Source organism: Leisingera sp. ABM4_101, assembly GCF_056158725.1.
Genome location: NZ_JBSWTV010000002.1, coordinates 2,065,219 through 2,087,887 on the forward strand (window position 1 = coordinate 2,065,219; position 22,669 = coordinate 2,087,887).

A 22,669-nucleotide genomic window follows, 5' to 3' on the forward strand; every position below is an offset into this window, starting at 1 on the left:
TCCTGAAACCTGATGCAGGACAGGACAGCAGGGATAGAGGACAGATGGACAGCGGCGCAGTGCTTTCATTTCCGCTGCCGGTGATGACCGCGGCCCTGTGCTGCGCGCTGGCGGTGCTGATCTGGCGGGCGGAGCTTGGCTGCCGCCGGGCGAATCTGCTGTTTGCCGCCTTTTTCGGTCTGTGCGCGCTGTCCGCGCTGCTGGTCGGCTTGCGGTTCGGCTACGGCATCAGCAGCCTGATCCCGCTGCAGCGCATCCTGCCGGTGTATTTCGGGCCACTGCTGTACCTTGGCTTTGCAGCGCTGGCGCCGGGGGAGTGGTCTTTGCAACGCCGGGCGGCCTTGCATCTGGCAGGGCCAGCTGCGGCGCTGGCCCTGTTTTGGCTGCTGGTTGCGGACCTTCGGTATTTGGATTGGCTGATCAGCGCCAGCTATCTGGCCTATGCCGCAGCCCTGGCCCGGCTGTGGCGCAAGGGGCCTGACGCGCTGGCGCAGGCGCGGCTGGACCGCGCGGCCCCGTTGCACCGGTGGATGCTGCGGGCGATTGGGCTTTTGGTCTTTGTGCTGCTGCTCGACACCGCGATTGCCGCCGATTTTGCGCTGTTCGGCGGTGCTCATGTTCCGGCGCTGATCGCGGCGGGGACGGTGCCGCTGCTGATCATGCTGCTGGCTGCGCTGTGCGTGCTGCCCGCGGTGTTTGCGGCGCGGCAGCGGCCGCTGGCAGCCGCAACGCCCGGCGATGAGGCGGCTGCGGCAACAGAAGCGCGGCTGCGGCAGTTGCTGCTGAAGGAGCAGCTGTATTTGGATCCAGACCTGTCCGTGCAGCGGCTGGCCCGCCGTCTGCACGTCCCCGCGCGGGAGCTGTCGGCGGCGGTGAACCGGACCCAGGGCAAAAATGTCTCGCAATATGTGAACGGGTTCCGCCTGACCCATGCCGCAGAGCTGCTGGCGGGCAGCGGCGGCAGCGTGACGGAGATTGCCGCCCGGTCAGGCTTCCTGTCGCGGTCCAATTTCTACCGCGAGTTCCAGCGGGTCTATGGGCTGACGCCGGCCGGATACCGCAAAACCCGCGCGGGGCAGGGCGCCAGCCGCGGCTGACCGCGTGCCGGCCCGCAGCGCGCCGCAAGGCGCGCTGCCACGCCCAACGCCGTCCGGCGCAGCTGGCCTGCGCGGAGGAGGGGCGGGAGTGCCCGGGGAACTTGTGAAACGCTGCTTTCTGCAGCTGGGGCCGCTGCAGCTTTGGCAGCGGGCGGCGTGCCGGAACGGTCCGGTGCCGGAACTGGTTACCGTGTCAGGCGATGATATCCGGCGTCAGCCGGTCTTCGATCAAGGCGATCTTGTCCTTTAGGATGAGCTTTTGCTTCTTCAGGCGGCGGATGGTCAGCTGGTCGGCGGTGCCGCGCTCTTCCAGCGCGCCAATCGCTTCGTCCAGATCACGGTGCTGCCTGCGGAAAACCTCCAGCTCAACCTTCAGGACCTCATCGGTCTTCATCGACACATCAGTGGGTGCATTCATGGGCAACTCAATCAGGCTGATGAATGAAGTGAGGGTGAAGATACTTCGTTAACGGCTTTTCCGCTAGACCTATGGGCACATGCTCTTGTGAATCCAGCAGGAACTTCCCATATTCTTCTGGAAGCGGCTGCCGGGACCGGGGCCGCGCGCATCCGTCGCTTTGGCAAAAGGACGTACAACGTGTCGAAACTAACCTTGGGCTCCTACCCGCATATGCTGGGGTTCGAGCAGCTGGAACGCCTCCTGGAACGCTCGGCCAAGTCGGGCAATGAGGGCTATCCCCCCTATAATATCGAACAGACATCAGACCATTCCTACCGCATCACCCTGGCTGTGGCCGGTTTCGCCGAAGAGGACCTGGCGATCACCGTCGAAGACCGCCAGCTGGTGATCCGCGGCCGCCAGCGCGACGACAGCGAGGGGCGGGTGTTCCTGCACCGCGGCATCGCGGCGCGCCAGTTCCAGCGCATGTTCGTGCTGGCCGACGGCGTCGAAGTGGGTGAGGCGGTGATGGAAAACGGGCTTTTGCATGTGGATCTTACCCGTGCGCGGCCCGAAACCGTGGTTCAGACAATCAGCATCAAAAAGGGGTAAGAGCAATGCATACACCGTTTGACTTCAAGGATGGCGCTGACCGGACCGTCTATGTGAAGGCGGTCGCGGTGGCAGATCTTCCCGAGGACGTGCAGCAAAGCGCGGACGGCTATGAGCAGCTTTATGCAGTTCACGATGCCGAGGGCGGCCAGCTGGCGCTGGTTGCGGACCGGCGCCTGGCCTTTGTGCTGGCGCGGCAGAACGACATGACGCCGGTGCCGGTGCATTAAGGGCCTGGCCCTAAGTCCAGAACGCCGCCGCCTTGCAGGCCAGCGCATTGACACTGCGCTGGCGGCGGCCAGTATTGGGAAGGCGGGCACGGGCCCGCCTTTTTTGATGCTTTCAATGCCGGGAGATGCAAATGGCGCGCTATGATTTCGACTGGGTGGACGCGTTCTCGGACCGCGCGTTCGGCGGCAACGGCTGTGCCGTGGTGCATGGGGCTGCGCATCTGCCGGAAGCGGTCTGCACTGCTTACGTGCGGGAGACTTCGCTGGTGGAATGCACTTTTACCGGCCCGTCTGAGGTTGCGGACGTCAAGGTGCGCTATTTCCTGGCCAGCCGCGAAATTCCCTTTGCCGGCCATCCGACCATCGCCACGGTGGCGGCGATGCGGGACCGGGGGTTGTTTCAGGGCGAAAGCATCACCCTGGAAACAGGCGCCGGGATCGTGCCGGTGCGGCTGGACGGCGATCTGATCGAGATGACCCAGGTGGCGCCGGAGTTCGGTCCTTTTGCCGACCGGGAACTGGTGGCGGCCGCGGTGTCGCTGCCGGCGGAGGCGATCGTGGGGCAGCCGCAGAAGGTGTCCACCGGGCTGCCGTTTTGCGTGACCGTTTTGCGCGACCGTGCGGCGCTGGAGGCGGCAGTGCTGAACCTGGCAGCGCTGGAGCGTCTGGGCCAGTCGCTGGGCGCCGATGGCATCGACATGATGGAACCGTTCCTGGTCACGCTGGAGGGTGCGACGGCGGCGGGTGACACGTTCTCGCGCCTGCTGATGGCGCCGCCGAGCCCGCCGGAGGATCCCTTTACCGGGTCGGCCACCGGGGCAATGGCCTCTTACCTGTGGAAGCATGGCCTGATGGCGAAGGCGGAATTCACCGCGGAGCAGGGCCATGGGCTGGGCCGCCCGGGCCAGGCGCGGGTGGCGCGGGTTGGCGCGCCGGACGCCATAGAAGGCGTGCGGGTTGCCGGCGAGGGTTTTGTGCTGATGCGCGGCACGGTGGACTTGCCGGGCGCGCTGTAGCCGGGGAGCGGGGCGGCGGCTGGCACAGGCCGCCCTGGCGGCGTTTTTGCAGGGCTTTCCTTTACCGAATTTTAGAAGCGGTCCGTGAATATACCGGTAAACCGCATTTTCGGAAAATAAGGGAAAGTAAGAATTGCTTCAAAATCAGACCTCTGATCCCGCGCAAGACCTGTCTCATACTGCTGGCCTGGAGGCGGAGCAGCTTGTCCTGCAGGCAAAATCCCAATCCCTGGCCGATGGCGGCCTGCGGACGGCAGAGCTGCTTGCGGCGGCGCTGGAGAAAGATCCCTGCCATCACCAGGCGCAGCTGCTGCAGGAGCGGCTGCATCAGGCTTTTGTGCCGCGCTGGCATTTCCCGATGCTGGCGGATACCGCGCGCAACCGGGCCTATGCCAAAGCGATTGCCGCCAAGGTGCGCCCGGGCGATGTGGTGCTGGATATCGGCTGCGGCGCCGGGCTGACGGCGATGCTGGCGGCGCGGGCGGGTGCCAAACATGTCTATACCTGCGAGCAGCAGCCGCTGATTGCGCAGGCCGCGGAGCGGGTGATTGCCGCAAACGGGCTGAGCAGCCGGATCACGGTGATCCCCAAATGGTCGCATGAGATTGTGATCGGGCAGGACATGCCGGAGCCGGCGGATGTGGTGATCTCGGAGATCGTCGACACGGTGCTGCTGGGCGAGGGAGCGCTGGCGACGCTGACCCATGCGATGGCGGCGCTGGCCAAGCCGGGCGCGCGGGCGGTGCCGGAAACGGGCAGGCTGCTGGCGGAACTAGTAGAAAGCGCTGACCTGCTGAACCAGTGGCGGCCGCAGGAGGCGGAAGGATTTGATCTGAGTGCGTTTCACCGCTTTGCCCGGGTGGCGCAGCTGACGCCCAACGATCTGGACGCCTGCCGGATGCGGCCGCTGGGGCCGGCCGCAGAGCTGTTCCGGTTTGATTTCACCCGGCCGGAGCTGACCCCGGGGCGGGCTGTGCAGGATCTGGCCTGTGCCGCGGCGGGCGCTGTTCATGCGGTGCTGGTGAGCTTCACGATGGAGCTGGCACCGGGCATCAGAGTGTCCAACGGGCTGCAGTCCGGCGGCCATTGGGGGCGCACGGCCTTCCTGATGAACCAGCCGGCGGCTGCGGCGGCGGGGGACCGTCTGCGCGTCACCGCCCAGCATGATACGGAGCATCTGAGCCTCGCGGTGCAGGGGCTGCAGCCGCAGGCGGCTGAGGCTGCGGGCACCGCTGCCCTGTGGATGACGCCGGCCTGGAGCGGCGGCGGCGATCTGCGCGGCCGCGGCGGGGCAGCGGCGTTGCCGGACGCGGAAACACCGGCAGAGGCGGTCTGGACCCCGGCAGAGGCAGGGGCGGCACCGCAGATGCCATCTTTGCACTAACCCGGACTGCTGGCGCTGGAATTTTAAGGTAATTCCGGCTCTTTTTTCCGGCGCGCCGCATCCGTTCCTGGCTGCCGTCAGGCTCAGAGATCCGTGCTGTGAAGCTTCAGCAGGCTTGGCGGGCGGGGCTGCCGGTCAAGGGGTTGGTGCTGATGCGCAGCACGGCGGGTTTGCCACACGCCTGCCGCTTTGGCTGGTAGCGATGCTTTGCAGATTTCGCCAGCTATTCTAGTTTTGCCCGTTATGCGGGTGTTGATTTGAGCTGCCTAATTCTTAAGGTGAGGTTCTGATTCATAAGAAACGCCAGGGCCTCTGCCCCGGCTGCTGCAATTTATTTTATGGGGTTTGAGATGGCGCTTTCAGCAGAAGCTCAATCATTGATCGGCACCGCACCGGACAACCGTTGGAATGGGCACGCGGAGCCAGGCACGCCGGTTGTGATCAGCTATAGTTTTGCCACTGAGGAGGCGGACTATGCTGAGGGCGGATACACTGGCTATACGGCCTATTCCGATACGCAAAAAGCACACGTACGCGCTGCGCTGGACACTTGGGAAGCGGTGGCAGGGATCACCTTTGTCGAAGTGCCGGACAGCGCGGTCGGGGATATCCGCTTTTCGATGGTTGATCTGACTGGGTACACAAACGCGGTTGGGGGGCAGGTAAGTGGTTTCGGCTACCTTCCCTGGATCTCTGATGCGGTCTTCAGCAGCGAGGGCGTGCAGCACAGTGAACATGACGGATGGGGAGGGGATATTTTTATGCATGCCGGATTTTTTGCTGGCAGCGATGGATCTTTGGCACCCGGTGTCCGGGGGTATTCCATTCTTCTGCACGAAATCGGTCATGCACTGGGGTTCAAGCATCCATTTGAGGGGGAGCCGCTGATACCGGCTGCAAGCAATAATGGGTCAGTGACCGTGATGGCTTACAACCGGTCGGCTGCGGCAGTCAGCCTGGGCTGGGCGGATGTTGAGGCGCTGACCTATCTGTACGGGAACAGCGACGCATCGCTTGAGGCGTTCTGGAGCGTAAGGAAGTCTGCTCTTGAGATCGAAGGCACGCGCCGGGGGGACGCCATTGACGGTGCGCATCACGACAACATTATCCGCGCTGCTGGCGGTGCGGATCAGGTTCTGGGTGGCGGCGGGCGGGATCGGATTTTTGGCGGCAAGGGGGCGGACACGCTCTACGGCGGCAGTGACGGCGATCGCCTGAATGGTGACGGTGGCCGCGACTTTCTGTCCGGCGGCGATGGCCGGGACCGGCTGGATGGCGGCGGCGGTGCAGACCGGCTGGACGGCGGGGGCGGCAAGGACAAGCTGACCGGCGGCAAAGGGGCGGACGTTTTTGTGTTCTCGCAGTCAAAGGGCCGGGATGTGGTGCAGGATTTCCGAATCGGGCAGGACCGGATCGACTTAAGCGGCACTGGGCTGGACTTTGACGGCCTGGGGTTCAGGAAAGCGGGGCAAAATGTTGTGATCAAAGCAGCCGGCGCGGATATGCTGATCCGGGACACCAGCCTGGCTGAGATGATGGACGCTGACAACTTTCTGTTCTGAGCTTCACAGGTGGGTTGCGGCGGCTATTCTGACTGGCAAGGCGTGTGGGAAATGCGCAAAAGGCTCGCGCAACAAAGTAAAAAAACGGCCCGCCAATGGCGGGCCGTCCTTGTTTTACTTTGCCGTCCGGATCAGCCCGTGATCAGGCCCATGCTTTCCAGCTTCAGCAGAACCTGGTGGGCGCAGTTGTCGACGTCGACGTTCTCGGTCTCAACCACCAGCTCGGCGTTCTGCGGCACGTCGTAGGGGTCGGAGATGCCGGTGAACTCCTTGATCTTGCCTTCGCGGGCCAGTTTGTACAGGCCCTTGCGGTCGCGGCGCTCGCATTCCTCGATCGAGGTGGCGACATGCACTTCGACAAAGGCGCCGAACTGTTCCACGTCCTCGCGCACGGCGCGGCGGGTGGTGGCATAAGGCGCGATCGGGGCGCAGATGGCGATGCCGCCGTTCTTGGTGATCTCGGACGCGACATAGCCGATGCGGCGGATGTTGAGGTCGCGGTGCTCTTTCGAGAAGCCCAGCTCAGACGACAGGTTCTTACGCACGATGTCACCGTCCAGCAGGGTCACCGGGCGGCCGCCCATTTCCATCAGCTTGACCATCAGAGCGTTTGCAATGGTGGACTTGCCGGAGCCGGAGAAGCCGGTGAAGAACACGGTGAAGCCCTGCTTGGAGCGCGGCGGCTTGGTCTTGCGCAGCTCGGCGACCACCTCGGGGAAGGAGAACCATTCCGGGATCTCCAGGCCCTCGGCCAGGCGGCGGCGCAGTTCGGTGCCGGAGATGTTCAGGATGGTGACGTTATCCTTGTCGGCGATCTCGTCGTTGGGCTCGTACTGGGCGCGCTCCTGCACATAGACCATGTGCTTGAAGTCGACCATCTTGAGGCCGATTTCGTCCTCATGGGCGCGGAACAGCTCCTGCGCGTCGTAAGGGCCGTAGAAGTCTTCGCCTGCGGAGTTTTTGCCCGGGCCTGCATGGTCGCGGCCGACGATGAAATGGGTGCAGCCGTGATTCTTGCGGATCAGGCCGTGCCAGACCGCCTCGCGCGGGCCGGCCATGCGCATCGCCAGGTTCAACAGGGACATGGTGGTGGTGGCGGCCGGGTATTTGTCCAGCACCGCCTCGTAGCAGCGCACGCGGGTGAAGTGGTCGACATCGCCCGGCTTGGTCATGCCGACCACCGGGTGGATCAGCAGGTTGGCTTCGGCTTCGCGGGCGGCGCGGAAGGTCAGCTCCTGGTGGGCGCGGTGCAGCGGGTTGCGGGTCTGGAAGGCGACGATCTTGCGCCAGCCCAGCTTGCGGAAATAGGCGCGCAGCTCGTTCGGGGTGTCGCGGCGGCCGCGAAAATCATAGTGGACGGGCTGCTGGATGCCGGTGACAGGGCCGCCCAGGTAGATCTTGCCTGCGCTGTTGTGCAGGTAGTTCACCGCCGGGTGGGCGTCGTCATCGGCGCCAAAGACCTTTTCGGCCTCGCGGGATTTGTTCGGCTCCCAGCGGTCGGTCACGGTCATGGTGGCGAGGATCACGCCTTCCTGGTCGCGCAGGGCAATGTCCTGGCCGATTTCCAGCGAGCCTGCGAAATCTTCGGAGACGTCCAGGGTGATCGGCATCGGCCACAGGGTGCCGTCGGCCAGGCGCATGTTTTCAACGACGCCGTTGTAGTCTTCCTCGGACAGGAAGCCCTTGAGCGGGTTGAAGCCGCCGTTCATCAAGAGTTCCAGGTCGCAGATCTGGCGCGGGGTCAGGTCGTGGCTGACCAGATCGGCCGCTTCGACCTTAAGTTTCTGGGCGCTTTCGTAGGAGACATAGAGCTCAGGGATCGGAGCCAGGTTGCTTTGCATTGGATGGGTCCTGTGTTTGAGGGGCGGCAGGCCGCTGGCGGTGCCGGTGAGTTCCGCGTGCAGCGCGTTGTATTCTGCGAGCTTGCGGGCGAGGAATTGATCGGTGAGACGCATTTTCTCCGCGGCGCCGCGGGTGGTCAGCGAGTAGGCGAACCGCTGGCGTTTGTCGGGGCCGGGGCGGCTGCTGATGGTGATCAGGCCGCTGTCTGCGGCCAGCCGCAGCTGAGTGTTGAGCCGCCCGAGCGAAATCCCCAGGGCCGCGGCGGTGGCCCGCTGCGATGCATCCGGCGCCGCATCAAGCTGGCGCAGGAGCCGGAAGAGCAGGTCTTCGCCGTCCGGGGTGGATGCAGTCAGGGTTTCGGTCACGGGTCAGCAGGCCAGTCAGCAGGTCAAAAGTGTGTTCACGCGTGAACGCATTGCATGGTTCGGCTGCAATGCAAAGAGCAAACTGGTTTGAATTGGCGATTTTCTGCTGCGTTGCCGTGTTGCAACGGGTGCGGGTGGCGGGGCGGCTTGTTCTCCTGCTGCGTGCCGGGCCGGATGGGCGGCGTGCGGTATGGGCGGCGGGGGAAACAGGTGTTTTGCGCGGCAGCCAGATCGCCTAACGCTGTTCTCCGGCCAGGGTGCGCGGCAGGGCGGCGGCGTGTTCGACTGGCAGGGCGGCCAGCGGGCGGGAGACGCCGCGCAACTGGAAGGTTTCGAGCGGCAGATGGCCCGAATCATAGCCTGCGGCCTCCAGCACGCGGGCGGAGATCAGCAGCTCGACGCCCAGTTCCTTGGTCTTGGCCTCCAGGCGGCTGGCGGTGTTAACGCTGCCGCCGATGATGGTGCGGGGCGCGTGGCCTGCGCTGCCGATCTCGCCCAGCACCAGCTCTCCCAGGTGGATACCGATGCCGATGCGGATTTCCGGCTCGCCGTCCCTGGCCAGCTGGGCATTGAAGTCCTGCAGCGCAGCGCCGGCGGCGGCGGCAGCCTCCAGCGCGGCACGGGCGGAGAGGGCGGGGGAGGGGGCCTCGAACAGGGCCAGCAGGCCGTCGCCGAGGTATTTGTCCACCGTGCCGCCGGCCCCGGTGATGGCGGGCACGATGGCGTCGAAGAAGCGGTTCAGCAGGAACACCACGTCGTAGGGCAGCTGGGCCGCGGTGCGGGCGGTGAAGCCGCGCATGTCGAGGAACAGGATAGCCAGCTGCTGCTCGCTGCCTTGGCTGGCGTGGGCGCGGCCCATTTGGCCGTCGGAACGGAAAAGACGGGTCACGGTCAGCGGCGCCTGCGGGCGGATCTGGCAGGCCAGCCGCATGTTGGCGGGCGCCTTGACGCGTTCCAGGCTGCGGGCCTCGGGCGGTTCTGGCGGCGGCAGATGCTCGCCGCCCTCGTCCACCACCACGCGGCAGGTGGTGCAGCGGCCCTTGCCGCCGCAAAGCGAGGTATGCTGAACGCCGCCCGCGCGCGACATTTCCAACAGCGTCATGCCGCGTTCGGCGCGGATTTCGGGGCCGAAGGCATAGCGGATGGTGACAGCGCGGCGGCGGCGGATCAGCTTGCGCAGCAGGTAGGCGGCGGCAGTGAGGCCCAGCAGGGCATAAAAGATCGAAAGCCAGAGCTGTTCGACCGCAAACATCTCTGCAAAGGCCTCGCGGCTGGGCCAGTTGAAATCCTCCATCAGCGCGGCGCGCTCGGTGCCTTCGACAAACAGGCCGTAGATGCGGCGGCCCTCTGTCAACAGGCCGGCAAAGGCGAAGCCGGGGATGAAGACGGCGACACCGGTCATCCAGGGGATCAGCGGGCGCCACCAGCGGGTGAGCCGCAGCCAGTAGTGCAGACCCATGCAGCCGTGGATCCAGACCGCCAGCAAAAGGAGGCTTTGCTGCCAGACCTCGGGCGAGGCCCACATCAGGATGATCTGGTAGGGCATCTCGTCATTGGTGCCGTAGACCTCGTGCGAGTAGCGGGTGAAGACCAGATGCGCGATGAGCTGCAGCGGGATCAGCAGGGCGAGCACGGTCTGCAGCGCCTCGCCCCAGCGCATCCTCAGGGTGCGGCGGCGGGCCAGGTTCCACAGCGCAAGCCCTGCGTGCAGGAGCAGCGAGGTGCCCAGGATAAGGCTGCCCAGGAAACTGCGGGTGATCACCTGGCGGGCGTCCTGGAATTCGTCCATCCACTGGGGGGAGATCAGGCCGAGGCCGATATTGAGGAAATGAAAGAAGGCGAAGGTCAGCAGCACCAGCCCGGTGATGATCCGGGTGCGGGTGATCCAGTTGCCTTGCCAGAGCGCGCTTGCCACCCCGGTTCTCCTGTTCGCGGTTTTGGGGTGCAGACTGCGGGGCAGCGCGGCCCGGGTCAATGGCCGGCTGCAGGCGGGGCGGGGGGGATCAGCTCTCCAGCCCCCAGCCGTCGGGTGCAAATCCGTGGGAGAGGGCGGCGCGGGTGGCCAGCTCCTCGCCGATCCAGATACCGGTGGCAGAGATGATCTGCTCCGGCAGGGTGGCGCTCAGATAAGGCGGGTCTTGCCCTTCGGCCACGAAGAACTCGCAGGAATAGCCTTCCTTGCTCAGTTCCTCAGCCAGCGGGCGCCAGTCGGCGCCGTCGCGGGCGGGGACGAAGAAGTAATCCACGTCCGCCACCTCAGGCAGGCCGTGCTTGGCCTGCAGGTCGTTGAATGCCGCAACAGTTTCAGCCCGCTGGGTTTCGAAATCATGCGGCATCAGGTTTACTCCTGCTCTGCCAGGAAGCGTTCCGCATCCAGCGCCGCCATGCAGCCCATGCCGGCCGAGGTGACCGCCTGGCGGTACTTATGGTCGGTGAGGTCGCCCGCGGCATAGATGCCGGGGATCGAAGTCTCGGTGGAGCCGGGCTTGACCTTGACGTAGCCGCCGTTGTGCAGCTCCAGCACGTCCTTGACCAGCTCGTTGGCCGGCGCGTGGCCGATGGCGACAAAGACACCCTTGCAGGGGATTTCCTTAACTTCGCCGGTCTGCACGTTCTTGACCACGACGCCCTCAACCCCCAGCGGGTTGTCGGTGCCGACAACTTCTTCCAGGGTGTGGAACCACAGCGTCTCGATCTTTTCGTTCTTCATCAGGCGGTCCTGCAGGATCTTTTCCGCACGCAGCTCGTCGCGGCGGTGGATCAGGGTCACCTTGGAGGCGAAGTTGGTGAGGAACAGCGCCTCTTCCACAGCGGTGTTGCCGCCGCCGATCACCACGATCTCCTGGCCGCGGTAGAAGAAGCCGTCGCAGGTGGCGCAGGCGGAGACGCCGAAGCCCTTGAACTTCTCTTCCGATTCCAGGCCCAGCCATTTGGCGCGTGCGCCAGTCGCCAGGATCACCGCGTCAGCGGTGAAGGTGGTGCCGCTGTCGGCCTTGGCCACAAAGGGGCGGGCGGAGGTGTCAAGCGAGGTGATGTAGTCGCCGATCACTTCGCAGCCCATCGCCTGGGCGTGCTCCTGCATCTTGATCATCAGGTCGGGGCCCTGCACCTCGGTGAAGCCGGGGTAGTTCTCGACCTCGGTGGTGGTGGTCAGCTGGCCGCCGGGCTCAATCCCCTGGACCAGGACGGGTTCCAGCATGGCACGGGCCGCGTAGACCCCCGCGGTGTAGCCGGCAGGCCCGGAGCCGATGATCAGAACCTTGGTGTGGCGCGTCTCGCTCATGTGTGTTCCCCACGTAATGCAGCCTGGCGGGCGTGCCGCCGTCAGGCAATGCATATAGCGGCAGGTCCCGCAGGCTTAAACCCCCTAGGCCCGGTATGCGGCGGGATGCAAATTTGCCCGCGATCTGCGCATTGCGTCTTGCGCCCTTGCGGCGCAAAGAATATTGCGCGGCGATGAAAGATTATTGCGCGGCCCGGCGGCAGTGCTATAAGAAACGCAAAAATCACAGGAGTTTCCGGCATGGTCACAACCCGTCTTGATCCGATTGATCGCAAGATTCTGTCGGAGCTTCAGGCCGATGGGCGGATGACCAATGTGGAGCTGGCCAAGCGGGTTGGGATTTCCGCGCCGCCCTGTTTGCGCCGGGTGCGGGCACTGGAGGAGGCCGGGCTGATTCACGGCTACCACGCGGATGTGAATTCCCGCGAGCTGGGGTTTGAGGTGCAGGTTTTTGCCATGGTGGGCCTGGAAAGCCAGGCCGAGGTGGAGTTGAGCGCCTTTGAGGAGAAATGCCGCAGCTGGCCGTTGGTGCGCGAGTGCCACATGCTGAACGGCGAGGTGGATTTCATCCTCAAATGCGTGTCGCCGGACCTGAGCACGTTCCAAAGCTTCCTGACCGGTGAGCTGCTGACCACCCCGAATGTGGCCAGTGTGAAAACCTCATTGGTGATCCGCGGCGCCAAGGATGAGCCGGGTGTGCCGTTTGAGGTGCTGGAAGAGCGGCTGGCCCGCGAGGCCTGAGCGCCGGCAGTGGCGGGCGCAACTGCCGATCCTGTGATCGTGCCATAGCAAGGCGGGCGTTTCCGCCCGCCGCTGCCCGGTTAGCACAATCTTACAAAATCGCAGGCCCAGGCGCCGTGCCGCTGTCTGCCCGGGGATGCGCCAGGGGGCCAAAGCCCTGGATGCTGTCGGTATGGGCAAACAGGTTCAAAAACAGCGTCTTGATTGCATAGCTGGCCAGCTTCAGCGCGTCAGGGCCCGGGTGGTAGGTCTCAAACGCCAGGCCGCCCACGGTGATCACCGCATGGCGCGGCAGGCAGAGGTGGTACATGTCCACCGGCGTTGGCGGCGCGGTTTCAAAGATGCTCATCCCGTCCTGGAATTCCGCGGCCGGCGTCAGCAGCGGCCCGTCCGCGGCGCCCTGCATTTGCGGCGGCGTGCGCAACAGGCGGGCGGCGGGGCCCACCACCAGGCTGGAGGCGGGTTTCTGCAGGCCCAGGCTGTCGGCCATAAAGCTGGTCAGCCGGTGGCTGCGGCCGCGGCTGTCCGGGCGGGACGGCAGCAGGCTGGTGCGGCCGACCCAGATCAGCGGCTGGCTGCCGCCGTCGCTGGTCAGGATCTCATCGCCGGGCAGCAGGTCCTCAACCGCGATCGGCCCTTGGGCGGTTTCCACCAGCGAACCGCGGGAGAAGGCGCAGAAGGCATCCTCGAACAGCGGCAGCGCCGGGGCGATATGGCGGGTTTCGGAAATGGCGCCGCTGGGCAGCAGGCTGGCAACCTCATAGCGCCGCAGCTGCGGCTTGCTGGCGCTGCGCAGCGCCGCCGGATCCTGCAGGAAGGCGTTGGCTTCAACAGCATTGGCAGCTGCCCTTTGCAGCGACTGGGGAATGGTCATCGGCGGACCTCTCCTTTCAAACTGCCCGTTTGCATCGGCCCCCACCGGCAACACAGACGCGCTTGAACGATATGTATGCGATGGATAAGGCGGGATTTAATTCGAATTGTCAAAAAAACTGAGGCAAACTGGTTAACAGAAGGCGGGTCTGAATCCGGGGCCTGAAGCCGGGCGCGCGGCCCTGGCAGGATGCAGGGCCAACGGCCGCAATTGCCCGGACGGGGCGGCTCAGGATGTGTTCGGAAGGGGCGCAGAACCCCTGGAACCCCGGTCAGATGCCCAGGCAGCGGCCGGCCGGGCTGGCGCTGCTGCGCCAGGGGTAAGCCGCTGCCCGGGCACCCGTCCCCGGCGTTAACCCAGTTTCCGTTTTGGTGCTTCAGCCTGTGCCTGGCTGGCCCGGCGGCGTGCGGCGGTCCACGGCAGGATCACGGTTTCGCTCTTGGCGGAGCGGATGATGGAGGCAATGAAACGCTTGTTCATCTTCATGGTCTGGTCTGTCCTTCGCCCGGCAGCTGCGCCCTGCGCCGGGCTGCTGCTGTTTGTTATGTTCTGACCTGATCATGGGTAATCATTGCGCCGCGAATGTGACCGGCAGGGGGCATTTTGCCGGTGGTTCCGGGCCGCGGAACCGTGCAGGGCTGCCGGGAGTAAATCGCTGCAGGACGTTGTTATTTAGTGGGATTTTTTGACTTCGCCGTGGAGTTGACCCAGGGGAAAGCCCAGATTGCGGCGCAATTCATTAAAATCCGCCACAATTGCGCTGGTTAACAGGGGCTTAAAGCCGGATACAGGAGATCAGGCGGCCGTAGTCGGCTTCTTTTGCGTGGGTGGCACGGCGGTAGGAGAAGAATTTCTCCGCATCCGAATAGGTGCAGTGGCGGCTCCACTCCGCGGCGCCGATGCCGGCCTGGCGCAGTTTGTGCAGGCCGAGGCCCGGCAGGTCGAACAGGTAGCGGTCGCCTTCGCCATTGGCAAAGAAGCGGGCGTAGCCGTCGTCCTGCGTCATGAAGTCGTCAAAGAACTCGGGGCCGACCTCATAGGCGCGCTGGGAGATGGTGGGGCCGATCACCGCGGCGGTGTTCTCGCGGCTGGCGCCGAGGCTCTCCATGGCTTCCAGCGTGGCCTCAAGCACCCCGTCCAGGGTGCCGCGCCAGCCCGCATGGGCGGCGCCGATGACGCTGGCCTCCGGGTCGCAGAACAGCACCGGCTGGCAGTCGGCGGTCAGGATCGACAGCGCCAGCCCTGGCACATTGGTGACCATCGCGTCGGCCCGGGGGCGTTCCGGTGAGGGTTCGGTGACCACCTGCACATCGGCGCTGTGGACCTGATGCACGGCGCTGAGGTGCTCCGGCGGCACCTCCATCGCGGCGGCGACACGGTTGCGGTTGATCTGCACTGCCTCGCGCTGGTCGGTCGAGCCAAGGCCGCAGTTCAGGCCGTGGTAGATGCCAGAGGAGGCGCCGCCCTTGCGGGTGAAAAACCCGTGCCGCACCGGGCCAAGCAGATCGGACGTGAGAATTTCAAGCGTCATTGTTAACCATCATGGGTTCAATCCTGGCGGAGGGGCGGCCTGCGAAGGATAGAGGCCGAGAACTTTGAACAGGTTTCCCATTTCATCGGGGTGCGTCAACCGCCGATGTGCGGCGATCAGGGTTTCCAGACCTCCGCCCTGGAGGGGGGCGGCCAGGGCGCGGGCGCGGCCGGTGATGCCGAGCCGTTCCAGGAAGACCCCTTGCGGGGTGAGGCGGCTGTGGGCGCAACCTGCGGTTTTTGCAGCCAATGCCAGGGCTTCGAAATCCACATGCGCCGTCAGGTCGGCCTGGCCCGGGTGCTGCAGCGGATCGGCGGGTTTGTGCGCGCGCAGGGCTTGCAGCGTGTCCCCCAGGGCCCGCCAGTCGCCGTAGTCGACGATCAGCGCGGCGCCGCCGTGGGCAGCGATTCGGGCGGCGATGGCCTGGGTGACGGGGGCGGCGGCTTCGCAGAGCTCGACCAGGTCGCCGTCCCTTGTGTCTTGCAGCCGGTGCGCCAGTGCAGGCTGCGGCGCGGCGGGGCTGAGGCCGAAGGTGAGGGCGTTGTCCGTGAGGCCGATGCGTTTCTCGCTCCATCCATCACCTGCGCGCAGGAACTGGCGGATGGGCAGGGCGTCGAAGAACTCGTTTGCCACCAGGAACAGCGGCTGGTCCGGCAAGGCGTCCACGCTGTCCAGCCATTCGGGCGCATAACCCTGCAGCGTTTTGGCTTGCGCCGCACGCAGGGCGGGCGAGGCCTCGATCAGGCGGATTTGCATCGCCGCATGAAATCCCGGAACGCCGCGGGTGGCGCGCAAAAGGTCCGCCATCAGGGTGCCGCGGCCCGGTCCCAGTTCTGAGAGCGTGAAGGGGGCAGGCGATCCCTGATCGAGCCAGGCCTGAGCGAGGGCGAGGCCGAGGAGTTCGCCAAACATCTGGCTGATCTCCGGCGCGGTTGTGAAATCGCCCTTGGCGCCCAGCGGGTCGCGGGTGGTGTAATAGCCGAACTGCGGGTGCAGCAGGCAGTCGGCCATGTAGTCCGCCACGGACATCGGGCCATCGGCGCGGATGCGTGTGTGGAGATGGTCCAGCAGGCTCATGCGGTGCTCCGGGCCGCGTGGCGGGCGCGGATCAGGAACCAGAGGCCGATGGCGATCATCGGCAGCGACAGCGCCTGGCCCTGGGTGAGGCCGATGCCGTCAATCTGCCAGGCCAGCCCCAGCGGGTTGCCGGGGGTGACGAACTGGGCATCCGGCTGGCGGAAGAACTCGACAATGAACCGGGCAAGGCCGTAGCCCGCCAGGAACACGCCCAAGATGCGGCCCGGCGTGTGGAAGGCGCCCCGCCGCCAGGCAAGGTACAGGAGCAGCGCGCCGAGGATCAGCCCCTCCATCAGTGCCTCGTAAAGCTGCGAGGGATGGCGGGCGCAAATCTCTCCCAGCGCCTGGCCGCAGTCCTGCGCCGCCTGGCCCGGGAAGGCCACGCCCCAGGGCAGACCGGTCGGACGGCCCCAAAGTTCGGCGTTGATGAAATTGCTGAGCCGCCCCAGCAGCAGGCCGGGGGCCACGGTATGGGCCACCAGATCGGCCATTTGCAGGCGCGGGATGCCGTGGCGCGCGGCATAGATCCAGGAGGCGGCGATTACGCCAATGAGGCCGCCGTGAAAGGCCATGCCGCCCTGCCAGATCTTCAGGATTTCCGCAGGGTGCGCCAGGTAATAGGCGGGCTGGTAGAACAGCACGAAACCCAGGCGCCCGCCCAGGATGACGCCGAGGATGATCCAGGTCAGCAGATCCTCCACCTGCTGCGGCTGCATCGGCGGCTGATTTGCGGGCCACAACGCGGGGCGGCGCAGGGCGGCCACGGCCAGGCGCCAGGCAATGACGATGCCCGCGATATAGGCCAGCGCATACCAGCGCAGGGCAAATTCGAAACTGCCGATGGAGATCGAGAAAATCTCTGGCGAGAGGTCGGGGAATTGGATCATGGCCTGCATGTGCGTCTGAATGCCTCTGCTCTTCGGGGGAAGTCAACGGCTTGCAGCCGCGCGCGCGCTTCCCCATATAGGGATCAACCCCGAGACGGAGAAGAACATGCAGACCCGCAACAAGATCCTGGACGATATTTCCCAGCTGATGACCAATGCGATGGGCGTGGCCCAGGGCGCCAAGGATGAGGCGGACACGGCGCTGAAAAGCATGATCGACCGCTGGCTGGCCGACCGCGATTTTGTCACCCGCGAGGAGTTCGATGCGGTGCGGGCGATGGCGCAGAAGGCGCGGGAGGAGAACGAGGCATTGAAGGCCCGTCTGGACGCGCTGGAGGCGGCGCAGAAGTAAGCGGTGCTGCCCAGGTGGATGCAAGGCCCGCTGCAGCTTGATGCTGCAGCGGGCTTTTTCTGTTTCGGGCGTTCCAGGGCAGCGGCGGGCAAATTGCCTGCCTTGCATTTGTATCTCTATCCGCAGCAGCCGGATTTGGCGGCTGCGGGCGCTTCGCCCGGTGCCTCGTTCAGATTGGCACCCCGGCCGAGCCAGGTGCGCTCCGCCAGGTAGAACTCCGCGAATTTCTGCCCGAAATCCTCCGGCACCGATTTCTGCGCGATGCCGGTGTCCAGCAGCGCCTGCTGCCAGGCCTGCAGCTTGGGGCGGCCTGCCAGCATGTCATAACCGCTGTGCGCCCGGACGAGTGCGGCGCGGTGCAGCAGCGGCAGCCAGGCGACGTCCACATTGCCAAGCTCCGCCCCGGAGAAATAGGGCCCGTCGCCAAGCTGCTCTTCCGCCTTGTCAAAGGCTTTGCTCAGCTTGGCTATGCGTTCGTCCAGAATGGCCTTGTCCGCGCTCTGCATGGCTGAGCATTGCACCAGGTAGTGCTTACTGGCCTGATAGCTCCAGGCGCGGTTGAGGGCGCGCTGCTCGGGCGTCAGGCCGGGCTGCAGCGGGGCGGTGATTTCATCCACGTATTCGGTGATGGCGTCGGACTCAAACAGCGCGGTTCCGTCCTCAGCCACCAGCAGCGGCACCTGCCCGGTGGGGGAGAGGTCCAGGAACCACTGCGGCTTGTCGCTGAGGCTGATGTAGTCGATGCTGTAGGGCACGCCTTTGGCTTCCAGGAGGGCCGTCACCCGCTGTACAAACGGGCAGATCTTGAAGCTGATTATCCGGATCATCGTGTTTTCCTTTTTCCGATGGTTCGCCCTGTAAGACGCGCGGCAAAGGGAAAAGACGGGGATTGGTTCAGCATTTTTTGCAACTGTCTGATTTCGGGTGGTATTCAGCAATGCCCCCGCGGGCGTCCAGGGTGAAGCCGCAGCAGGCTTCGAAGGCTTTGCGCAGTTCAGCGCGGCCCGATTGCACGCGGGATTTGAGGGTCGAGTAGGGGATGCCGGCCGCGGCCGCGTAGTCGCGCTGCGGGATCCCCTGGAGGTCCACGGCCATCAGGATGCGGGCGGTTTCCGGCGGCAGCGACTGGATGAAGGGCTCGACGCAGGCTTCCAGATCCTGGCGGATCCCGGGATCCTCCTTGGCGTACCACAGGTCATCGGGGTGCGGCGGCGCCTGGCGGCCCCTCTTGCGGTAGTGGTCGATTATCGTGCGCTGGGCGGTTTGGAACAGCCAGGGCTGCAGCTTGGCACTGTCCTGCAGCGCGGGCAGGCCGGTGAAGACCTTGATCGAAATGTCCTGCAGCAGGTCTTCGGCGTCTTCCGGGTTTGCCACCCGGGAGCGCAGGAAGGCCCGCAGCCGGGCCTGGTACTTGGGCCAGATGTCTTCGATCGTCATGCGCATGCCTCCTTTGCAGGGTATGGGGACGGGGAGTGAGGAAATCAACGCTGGCCAGGCAATTCAGGCTTTACCTGCGGCAGCCGCCGCCCCATAGTCGCGCAGCCGGCATTTAGGGGGCTGTGGATAGTTCATCCACAAGTTATTGCAGATATCCCCAAAATAAAGGGTTGCCAGATCACCTTTTCAGCTCCACCATATCTAGTATGGGAGCGGGGATGCCTCCCCGGCCCATAGCAGAAAAACCTAGCTGTAGGGCGTCCTTGTGCCTGGTGTGCTAGGCAAAAAGAGAGGTGGCATCATGGCACTATCCGAGCTTCACCTGGAAGAAGACGTCCATCCGATCGACATTGTTGAGCATCTGGCGTCGCACCACGACTGGGACTTCGACCGGGTCGGTGACGATCAGATCGCGATGTCGGTCGAAGGGCAGTGGCGCACCTATTCGCTGACGCTGGCCTGGTCGGGCTATGAGGAATGCCTGCGGCTGGTCTGCAGCTTTGAGATGGAGCCGCCGGAGGCGGAGCTGCCGCGGCTTTACGAGCTGATCAACCGGATGAACGACCAGTGCTGGGAAGGCTCCTTTACCTATTGGGCCGATCACAAGCTGATGCTGTTCCGCTACGGGCTGGTTCTGGCTGGCGGCCAGATGGCGAGCCCGCAGCAGATTGATGCGATGATCAATGCAGCCGTCGCAAATGCGGAGCGCTATTACCCGGCGATCCAGCTGGCGGTCTGGGGCCAGCGCAGCCCGGAAGATGCGATGCAGGTCGCCATTGCAGAGGCCTACGGGCGGGCGTAAGACTTTGCCCTGAACCTGAGATTTGGGGAGGGGCGAAAGATGGATATGCAGGATATTGCTGCACGCGGCCTGGTGCTGCTGGGCTGCGGCAAGATGGGATCAGCGATGCTGGCCGGATGGCTGGAGGGCGGGTTGCCCGCCTCTTCGGTCTGGGTGATCGACCCGCGCCCTTCGGAGTGGCTGCAGGGCACCGGCGTCCATATCAATGCAGAGCTGCCGGCGGCGCCGGGCATCGTGCTGATTGCGGTGAAGCCGCAGATGATGGGCGAAGCGCTGCCCACGCTGCAAAGCTATGGCAACGGCTCCACCCTGTTCATTTCCGTGGCCGCCGGCACTTCGATTGCAACCTTTGAGGATGTTTTGGGGGCGCAATCGCCAATTGTGCGGGCGATGCCGAACACGCCGGCTGCGGTGGGGCGCGGCATCACCGCGATTATCGGCAATGAGCATACCGGCGCCGCCGATCTGGACCGCGCCGAAGGGCTGCTGCAGGCGGTGGGGCAGGTTGTGCGGCTGGATAATGAGGGTCAGATGGATGCCGTTACCGGCGTCAGCGGCTCAGGCCCCGCTTATGTGTTCCACCTGATCGAGACCTTGGCCACGGCGGGTGAGGCGCAGGGCCTGCCGACAGAGCTGGCGATGCAGCTGGCCAAAGCCACCGTCGCAGGCGCCGGCGCGCTGGCCGAGGCGGCGGACGAGAGCCCCAGCCAGCTGCGCATCAATGTGACCAGCCCCAATGGCACCACCCAGGCCGCGCTTGAGGTCCTGATGGATGACGATGACGGTTTCCCGGCGCTGCTGAACCGGGCGGTGGCGGCGGCAACAACCCGCTCCAAGGAGCTGTCGCGTGGCTGAGATTTCCTTTGACGACTTCCTGAAGGTCGATGTCCGGGTGGGCGAAGTGGTCCGCGCGGAGCCGTTTCCCGAGGCGCGCAAGCCGGCAATCAAGCTCTGGGTCGATTTTGGGCCGGATATTGGCGTAAAAAAGAGCTCAGCGCAGATTACGGCGCATTACATGCCGGAAACGCTGGTGGGCAAGCAGGTTCTGGCCGTCGTAAACTTCCCGCCGCGGCAGATCGGCAAGTTCATGTCAGAAGTCCTGGTATTGGGCCTGCCGGATGAGGATGGAGAAATATTCCTGGCGGGTCCCGATGGACAGGTCCCGCTGGGCGGGAGGATGCACTGAAATGAAAATCTGGATTGCGCGGCCGATGACGGCCGCGGTGGAGGCCCGGGCACGGGAGGCGTTCGGGGACCTGGAAATCCGTGAGACCAATGCGGTAATGAGCGAGGCGGAGATGCTGCGGGCACTCAGCGACTTCGACATTGTGGTGCCGACGCTGGGCGACAAGTTCTCAGCCGAGATCTTTGCCAAGGCGGGAAGCCCGCGCTGCAAGCTCTTGGCCAACTTCGGGGTTGGCTACAACCATATCGACGTGGAGGCCGCGCGCGCGGCGGGCGTCGAGGTGACCAACACGCCCGGTGCTGTGACCGATGCCACCGCCGATATCGCGATGACGCTGATCCTGATGTCGGCGCGCCGTGCCTCGGAAGGCGAGCGGATGCTGCGGCGGGGCGATTGGGCGGGCTGGCACCCGACCCAGATGCTGGGGCTGCACGCCACCGGCAAACGCGTCGGGATTGCCGGCATGGGCCGCATCGGCCAGGCAATCGCGCGCCGCTGCCATTTCGGCTTTGGCATGGATGTGTCTTACGTGGCGCGTTCGGACAAGGATCTGGGTTTCCCGGCGGACCGCGCCGAAAGCCTGACCGCACTGGCGGGCGAGGTTGATTTCCTGGTGGTGGCGGTGCCGGGCGGGGCTGAGACTTATCACCTGATCAACGCAGAAGTGCTGAACGCCATGCAGCCCCACGCGCATCTGATCAACATCGCCCGTGGCGAAGTGGTGGAGGAGGCGGCGCTGATCGAGGCGCTTCAGAACAACCGCATCGGCGGCGCAGGTCTGGATGTCTACGAGTTCGAGCCCAAGGTGCCGCAGGCGCTGATTGATCTGGATAACGCCACCCTGCTGCCGCATCTGGGTACCGCCACCGAGGAGGTGCGCAGCAACATGGGCCATATGGCGCTGGACAATGTCGCCGCCTATCTGGCCGGAACAGAGCTGCCGAACCGGGTCTGAGGCCGGCCTTCGGAACCGGGGCGCTGCCCCGGGCCCCGGGAGTATTTTCAACCAGAAAGAAGCGGCAGCGGATTATTCCGCTGCTGTTTTGCCTTTGCGCAGGTCTCCCACGGCCTCGCGCCAATGGCGGCGGCAGAGCGAGACATAGGTCTCATTGCCGCCGATCTGAACCTGGTCGCCCTTGGTCATGACCCGGCCCTGATCGTCCTGGCGTACCACCATGGTGGCCTTTTTGCCGCAATGGCAGATGGTGCGCACCTCGCGCATCTCATCGGCCAGCGCCAAAAGTGTGGCGGAGCCGGGAAAGAGGTTGCCCTGGAAATCCACCCGCAAGCCGTAGGCCAGCACCGGCACCCGCAGGTCGTCCACCGCCCGGGCCAGCTGCCAGACCTGATCCGGCTCCAGAAACTGCGCCTCATCCACGAAAACCGCGGCCACCGGCCCGCGGGAGAGGCGGGTCTTGATGCGGGCAAAGAGATCGTCGCCCGCGGCAAACATATCCGCCTCTTCGCCGATGCCGATGCGCGAAGCAATTCTGCCCTTGCCGGCGCGGTCATCGAGCCGGGCGGTCAGCAGATAAGTGTCCATGCGGTTTTCGCGGTAGTTGTGCGACGCCTGCAACAGCACCGTCGACTTGCCCGCGTTCATGGTGGAATAGTTGAAATAGAGCTTGGCCATGGCGCCGGGTTTTATCCGGGCAGGGCCGCGGGTGGAACCGGATTCGCGCGGAATTTGCCGGTTTGCGGCAGGTTTGCAGGGGAAAAGGAAGGCTCACCGGGGCCAGCGCGGCAAGGGTGGAACAAACCCCGTTTAAAAACCGCGCCAAACGCCCCGGAGAGCACAAGTTCCGGGCAGACCAATTACCCAAAACGCGGAACGTCACTCACCCATCCCGCTTTGCACTGGACAACAGATGCCAATTGCACCATGCCACTCGCTAAGTCCCAGAAAACCAAAGGGATGGATAAGGTATCGCAATTCCTCTACAACTCGGACATGGGAAATTAACCAGTTCGTTCCCCGGCAGGGGGCGGCG

The 22,669-nt window shown here is 64.9% G+C and carries 25 protein-coding genes; 12 read left to right on the forward strand and 13 right to left on the reverse strand.

Annotated elements, in window-relative coordinates; genetic code table 11:
- The first annotated feature begins 44 nt into the window (after nucleotides 1-44).
- A complete protein-coding gene (locus tag ACXAEK_RS11095; protein WP_475041928.1) occupies nucleotides 45-1,097 on the forward strand; it encodes a helix-turn-helix domain-containing protein in 1,053 nt (350 codons plus the stop codon).
- A gap of 193 nt (nucleotides 1,098-1,290) precedes the next feature.
- Here the strand turns inward: ACXAEK_RS11095 and ACXAEK_RS11100 are convergent, their stop codons facing one another.
- Nucleotides 1,291-1,515 carry a YdcH family protein gene (locus tag ACXAEK_RS11100; RefSeq protein WP_475041929.1) on the reverse strand — a complete coding sequence of 75 codons (225 nt, stop codon included), beginning with the start codon at nucleotides 1,513-1,515 and terminating at the stop codon, nucleotides 1,291-1,293.
- 180 nt (nucleotides 1,516-1,695) lie between these two features.
- Here ACXAEK_RS11100 and ACXAEK_RS11105 point away from each other — a divergent pair, with 180 nt between their 5' ends.
- The 5 genes from ACXAEK_RS11105 to ACXAEK_RS11125 all read left to right on the forward strand — a co-directional run bounded on the left by ACXAEK_RS11105 (nucleotide 1,696) and on the right by ACXAEK_RS11125 (nucleotide 6,301).
- Nucleotides 1,696-2,109, forward strand: coding sequence for an Hsp20 family protein (locus ACXAEK_RS11105; RefSeq protein WP_027258134.1), 414 nt, complete (start codon nucleotides 1,696-1,698; stop codon nucleotides 2,107-2,109).
- Between the two features lie 5 nt (nucleotides 2,110-2,114).
- The gene (locus ACXAEK_RS11110) at nucleotides 2,115-2,339 is read left to right on the forward strand and encodes a DUF1150 family protein (protein WP_475041930.1); all 225 of its coding nucleotides are present in this window, start codon (nucleotides 2,115-2,117) and stop codon (nucleotides 2,337-2,339) included.
- Nucleotides 2,340-2,470: 131 nt separating this feature from the next.
- Nucleotides 2,471-3,355 carry a PhzF family phenazine biosynthesis protein gene (locus ACXAEK_RS11115; protein WP_475041932.1) on the forward strand — a complete coding sequence of 295 codons (885 nt, stop codon included), beginning with the start codon at nucleotides 2,471-2,473 and terminating at the stop codon, nucleotides 3,353-3,355.
- Between the two features lie 133 nt (nucleotides 3,356-3,488).
- Nucleotides 3,489-4,739, forward strand: coding sequence for a class I SAM-dependent methyltransferase (locus ACXAEK_RS11120; protein WP_475041933.1), 1,251 nt, complete (start codon nucleotides 3,489-3,491; stop codon nucleotides 4,737-4,739).
- A 350-nt stretch (nucleotides 4,740-5,089) separates the two neighbouring features.
- Nucleotides 5,090-6,301, forward strand: a complete 1,212-nt coding sequence (locus ACXAEK_RS11125; protein WP_475041935.1) for a M10 family metallopeptidase — start codon at nucleotides 5,090-5,092, stop codon at nucleotides 6,299-6,301.
- A gap of 131 nt (nucleotides 6,302-6,432) precedes the next feature.
- Here ACXAEK_RS11125 and ACXAEK_RS11130 read toward each other — a convergent pair whose 3' ends face one another.
- From ACXAEK_RS11130 to trxB, 4 genes are all read right to left on the reverse strand, one after another.
- Nucleotides 6,433-8,508 carry a bifunctional sulfate adenylyltransferase/adenylylsulfate kinase gene (locus ACXAEK_RS11130; protein WP_475041936.1) on the reverse strand — a complete coding sequence of 692 codons (2,076 nt, stop codon included), beginning with the start codon at nucleotides 8,506-8,508 and terminating at the stop codon, nucleotides 6,433-6,435.
- Between the two features lie 235 nt (nucleotides 8,509-8,743).
- Nucleotides 8,744-10,423: an adenylate/guanylate cyclase domain-containing protein gene (locus ACXAEK_RS11135; protein ID WP_475041938.1), complete on the reverse strand. Its 1,680-nt coding sequence runs from the start codon at nucleotides 10,421-10,423 to the stop codon at nucleotides 8,744-8,746.
- Between the two features lie 88 nt (nucleotides 10,424-10,511).
- Complete coding sequence (locus tag ACXAEK_RS11140) at nucleotides 10,512-10,844, reverse strand: ribonuclease E inhibitor RraB (RefSeq protein ID WP_475041939.1); 333 nt, start codon at nucleotides 10,842-10,844, stop codon at nucleotides 10,512-10,514.
- Between the two features lie 5 nt (nucleotides 10,845-10,849).
- Entirely contained in the window at nucleotides 10,850-11,791 is a 942-nt protein-coding gene (gene trxB, locus ACXAEK_RS11145) for a thioredoxin-disulfide reductase (RefSeq protein ID WP_475041941.1), read from the reverse strand.
- A gap of 240 nt (nucleotides 11,792-12,031) precedes the next feature.
- Between trxB and ACXAEK_RS11150 the strand changes: the two genes are divergently transcribed.
- A complete protein-coding gene (locus tag ACXAEK_RS11150) occupies nucleotides 12,032-12,532 on the forward strand; it encodes an Lrp/AsnC family transcriptional regulator (RefSeq protein ID WP_039129096.1) in 501 nt (166 codons plus the stop codon).
- Between the two features lie 91 nt (nucleotides 12,533-12,623).
- On the opposite strand, the gene ACXAEK_RS11155 is transcribed toward ACXAEK_RS11150, so the two are convergent.
- From ACXAEK_RS11155 to lgt, 5 genes are all read right to left on the reverse strand, one after another.
- Nucleotides 12,624-13,406 (reverse strand): Hint domain-containing protein, encoded by a 783-nt coding sequence (locus ACXAEK_RS11155; protein ID WP_475041943.1) that lies wholly within the window; start codon nucleotides 13,404-13,406, stop codon nucleotides 12,624-12,626.
- A 351-nt stretch (nucleotides 13,407-13,757) separates the two neighbouring features.
- Nucleotides 13,758-13,892: a hypothetical protein gene (locus tag ACXAEK_RS11160; RefSeq protein ID WP_475041945.1), complete on the reverse strand. Its 135-nt coding sequence runs from the start codon at nucleotides 13,890-13,892 to the stop codon at nucleotides 13,758-13,760.
- A gap of 289 nt (nucleotides 13,893-14,181) precedes the next feature.
- Nucleotides 14,182-14,937 carry a peptidoglycan editing factor PgeF gene (gene pgeF, locus ACXAEK_RS11165; protein WP_475041947.1) on the reverse strand — a complete coding sequence of 252 codons (756 nt, stop codon included), beginning with the start codon at nucleotides 14,935-14,937 and terminating at the stop codon, nucleotides 14,182-14,184.
- A 9-nt stretch (nucleotides 14,938-14,946) separates the two neighbouring features.
- Nucleotides 14,947-16,014, reverse strand: coding sequence for a class I SAM-dependent methyltransferase (locus ACXAEK_RS11170; protein WP_475041949.1), 1,068 nt, complete (start codon nucleotides 16,012-16,014; stop codon nucleotides 14,947-14,949).
- Nucleotides 16,011-16,910 carry a prolipoprotein diacylglyceryl transferase gene (gene lgt / locus ACXAEK_RS11175; protein WP_475041951.1) on the reverse strand — a complete coding sequence of 300 codons (900 nt, stop codon included), beginning with the start codon at nucleotides 16,908-16,910 and terminating at the stop codon, nucleotides 16,011-16,013. Before lgt ends, ACXAEK_RS11170 begins: the two co-directional genes overlap by 4 nt.
- A 97-nt stretch (nucleotides 16,911-17,007) precedes the next feature.
- Between lgt and ACXAEK_RS11180 the strand changes: the two genes are divergently transcribed.
- The gene (locus ACXAEK_RS11180; RefSeq protein WP_019296037.1) at nucleotides 17,008-17,253 is read left to right on the forward strand and encodes an accessory factor UbiK family protein; all 246 of its coding nucleotides are present in this window, start codon (nucleotides 17,008-17,010) and stop codon (nucleotides 17,251-17,253) included.
- A gap of 116 nt (nucleotides 17,254-17,369) precedes the next feature.
- Here ACXAEK_RS11180 and ACXAEK_RS11185 read toward each other — a convergent pair whose 3' ends face one another.
- Together ACXAEK_RS11185 and ACXAEK_RS11190 are read right to left on the reverse strand one after the other, a co-directional pair.
- Nucleotides 17,370-18,080, reverse strand: coding sequence for a glutathione S-transferase family protein (locus ACXAEK_RS11185; protein WP_475041952.1), 711 nt, complete (start codon nucleotides 18,078-18,080; stop codon nucleotides 17,370-17,372).
- 67 nt (nucleotides 18,081-18,147) lie between these two features.
- The gene (locus ACXAEK_RS11190; protein ID WP_475041953.1) at nucleotides 18,148-18,690 is read right to left on the reverse strand and encodes a sigma-70 family RNA polymerase sigma factor; all 543 of its coding nucleotides are present in this window, start codon (nucleotides 18,688-18,690) and stop codon (nucleotides 18,148-18,150) included.
- A 301-nt stretch (nucleotides 18,691-18,991) separates the two neighbouring features.
- Here ACXAEK_RS11190 and ACXAEK_RS11195 point away from each other — a divergent pair, with 301 nt between their 5' ends.
- The 4 genes from ACXAEK_RS11195 to ACXAEK_RS11210 are packed head-to-tail and all read left to right on the forward strand — an operon-like array spanning nucleotide 18,992 to nucleotide 21,633.
- Nucleotides 18,992-19,492, forward strand: a complete 501-nt coding sequence (locus ACXAEK_RS11195) for a type III secretion system chaperone family protein (protein ID WP_475041954.1) — start codon at nucleotides 18,992-18,994, stop codon at nucleotides 19,490-19,492.
- 39 nt (nucleotides 19,493-19,531) lie between these two features.
- Complete coding sequence (proC, locus tag ACXAEK_RS11200) at nucleotides 19,532-20,347, forward strand: pyrroline-5-carboxylate reductase (protein ID WP_475041955.1); 816 nt, start codon at nucleotides 19,532-19,534, stop codon at nucleotides 20,345-20,347.
- Nucleotides 20,340-20,678, forward strand: a complete 339-nt coding sequence (locus ACXAEK_RS11205) for a tRNA-binding protein (protein WP_039129067.1) — start codon at nucleotides 20,340-20,342, stop codon at nucleotides 20,676-20,678. Before proC ends, ACXAEK_RS11205 begins: the two co-directional genes overlap by 8 nt.
- A 1-nt stretch (nucleotide 20,679) precedes the next feature.
- Entirely contained in the window at nucleotides 20,680-21,633 is a 954-nt protein-coding gene (locus ACXAEK_RS11210) for a 2-hydroxyacid dehydrogenase (RefSeq protein ID WP_475041957.1), read from the forward strand.
- Nucleotides 21,634-21,705: 72 nt separating this feature from the next.
- Here the strand turns inward: ACXAEK_RS11210 and ACXAEK_RS11215 are convergent, their stop codons facing one another.
- Nucleotides 21,706-22,311 (reverse strand): thymidine kinase, encoded by a 606-nt coding sequence (locus ACXAEK_RS11215; protein WP_475041958.1) that lies wholly within the window; start codon nucleotides 22,309-22,311, stop codon nucleotides 21,706-21,708.
- Nucleotides 22,312-22,669: the final 358 nt, after the last annotated feature.

Coding starts and splice junctions, on each gene's coding strand:
- ACXAEK_RS11095 (WP_475041928.1), top strand. CDS start 45: ATGGACAGCGGCGCAGTGCTTTCATTTCCGCTGCCGGTGATGACCGCG.
- ACXAEK_RS11100 (WP_475041929.1), bottom strand. CDS start 1,515: ATGAATGCACCCACTGATGTGTCGATGAAGACCGATGAGGTCCTGAAG.
- ACXAEK_RS11110 (WP_475041930.1), top strand. CDS start 2,115: ATGCATACACCGTTTGACTTCAAGGATGGCGCTGACCGGACCGTCTAT.
- ACXAEK_RS11115 (WP_475041932.1), top strand. CDS start 2,471: ATGGCGCGCTATGATTTCGACTGGGTGGACGCGTTCTCGGACCGCGCG.
- ACXAEK_RS11125 (WP_475041935.1), top strand. CDS start 5,090: ATGGCGCTTTCAGCAGAAGCTCAATCATTGATCGGCACCGCACCGGAC.
- ACXAEK_RS11140 (WP_475041939.1), bottom strand. CDS start 10,844: ATGCCGCATGATTTCGAAACCCAGCGGGCTGAAACTGTTGCGGCATTC.
- trxB (WP_475041941.1), bottom strand. CDS start 11,791: ATGAGCGAGACGCGCCACACCAAGGTTCTGATCATCGGCTCCGGGCCT.
- ACXAEK_RS11150 (WP_039129096.1), top strand. CDS start 12,032: ATGGTCACAACCCGTCTTGATCCGATTGATCGCAAGATTCTGTCGGAG.
- ACXAEK_RS11155 (WP_475041943.1), bottom strand. CDS start 13,406: ATGACCATTCCCCAGTCGCTGCAAAGGGCAGCTGCCAATGCTGTTGAA.
- ACXAEK_RS11160 (WP_475041945.1), bottom strand. CDS start 13,892: ATGAAGATGAACAAGCGTTTCATTGCCTCCATCATCCGCTCCGCCAAG.
- pgeF (WP_475041947.1), bottom strand. CDS start 14,937: ATGACGCTTGAAATTCTCACGTCCGATCTGCTTGGCCCGGTGCGGCAC.
- ACXAEK_RS11170 (WP_475041949.1), bottom strand. CDS start 16,014: ATGAGCCTGCTGGACCATCTCCACACACGCATCCGCGCCGATGGCCCG.
- lgt (WP_475041951.1), bottom strand. CDS start 16,910: ATGCAGGCCATGATCCAATTCCCCGACCTCTCGCCAGAGATTTTCTCG.
- ACXAEK_RS11180 (WP_019296037.1), top strand. CDS start 17,008: ATGCAGACCCGCAACAAGATCCTGGACGATATTTCCCAGCTGATGACC.
- ACXAEK_RS11185 (WP_475041952.1), bottom strand. CDS start 18,080: ATGATCCGGATAATCAGCTTCAAGATCTGCCCGTTTGTACAGCGGGTG.
- ACXAEK_RS11190 (WP_475041953.1), bottom strand. CDS start 18,690: ATGACGATCGAAGACATCTGGCCCAAGTACCAGGCCCGGCTGCGGGCC.
- ACXAEK_RS11195 (WP_475041954.1), top strand. CDS start 18,992: ATGGCACTATCCGAGCTTCACCTGGAAGAAGACGTCCATCCGATCGAC.
- proC (WP_475041955.1), top strand. CDS start 19,532: ATGGATATGCAGGATATTGCTGCACGCGGCCTGGTGCTGCTGGGCTGC.
- ACXAEK_RS11210 (WP_475041957.1), top strand. CDS start 20,680: ATGAAAATCTGGATTGCGCGGCCGATGACGGCCGCGGTGGAGGCCCGG.
- ACXAEK_RS11215 (WP_475041958.1), bottom strand. CDS start 22,311: ATGGCCAAGCTCTATTTCAACTATTCCACCATGAACGCGGGCAAGTCG.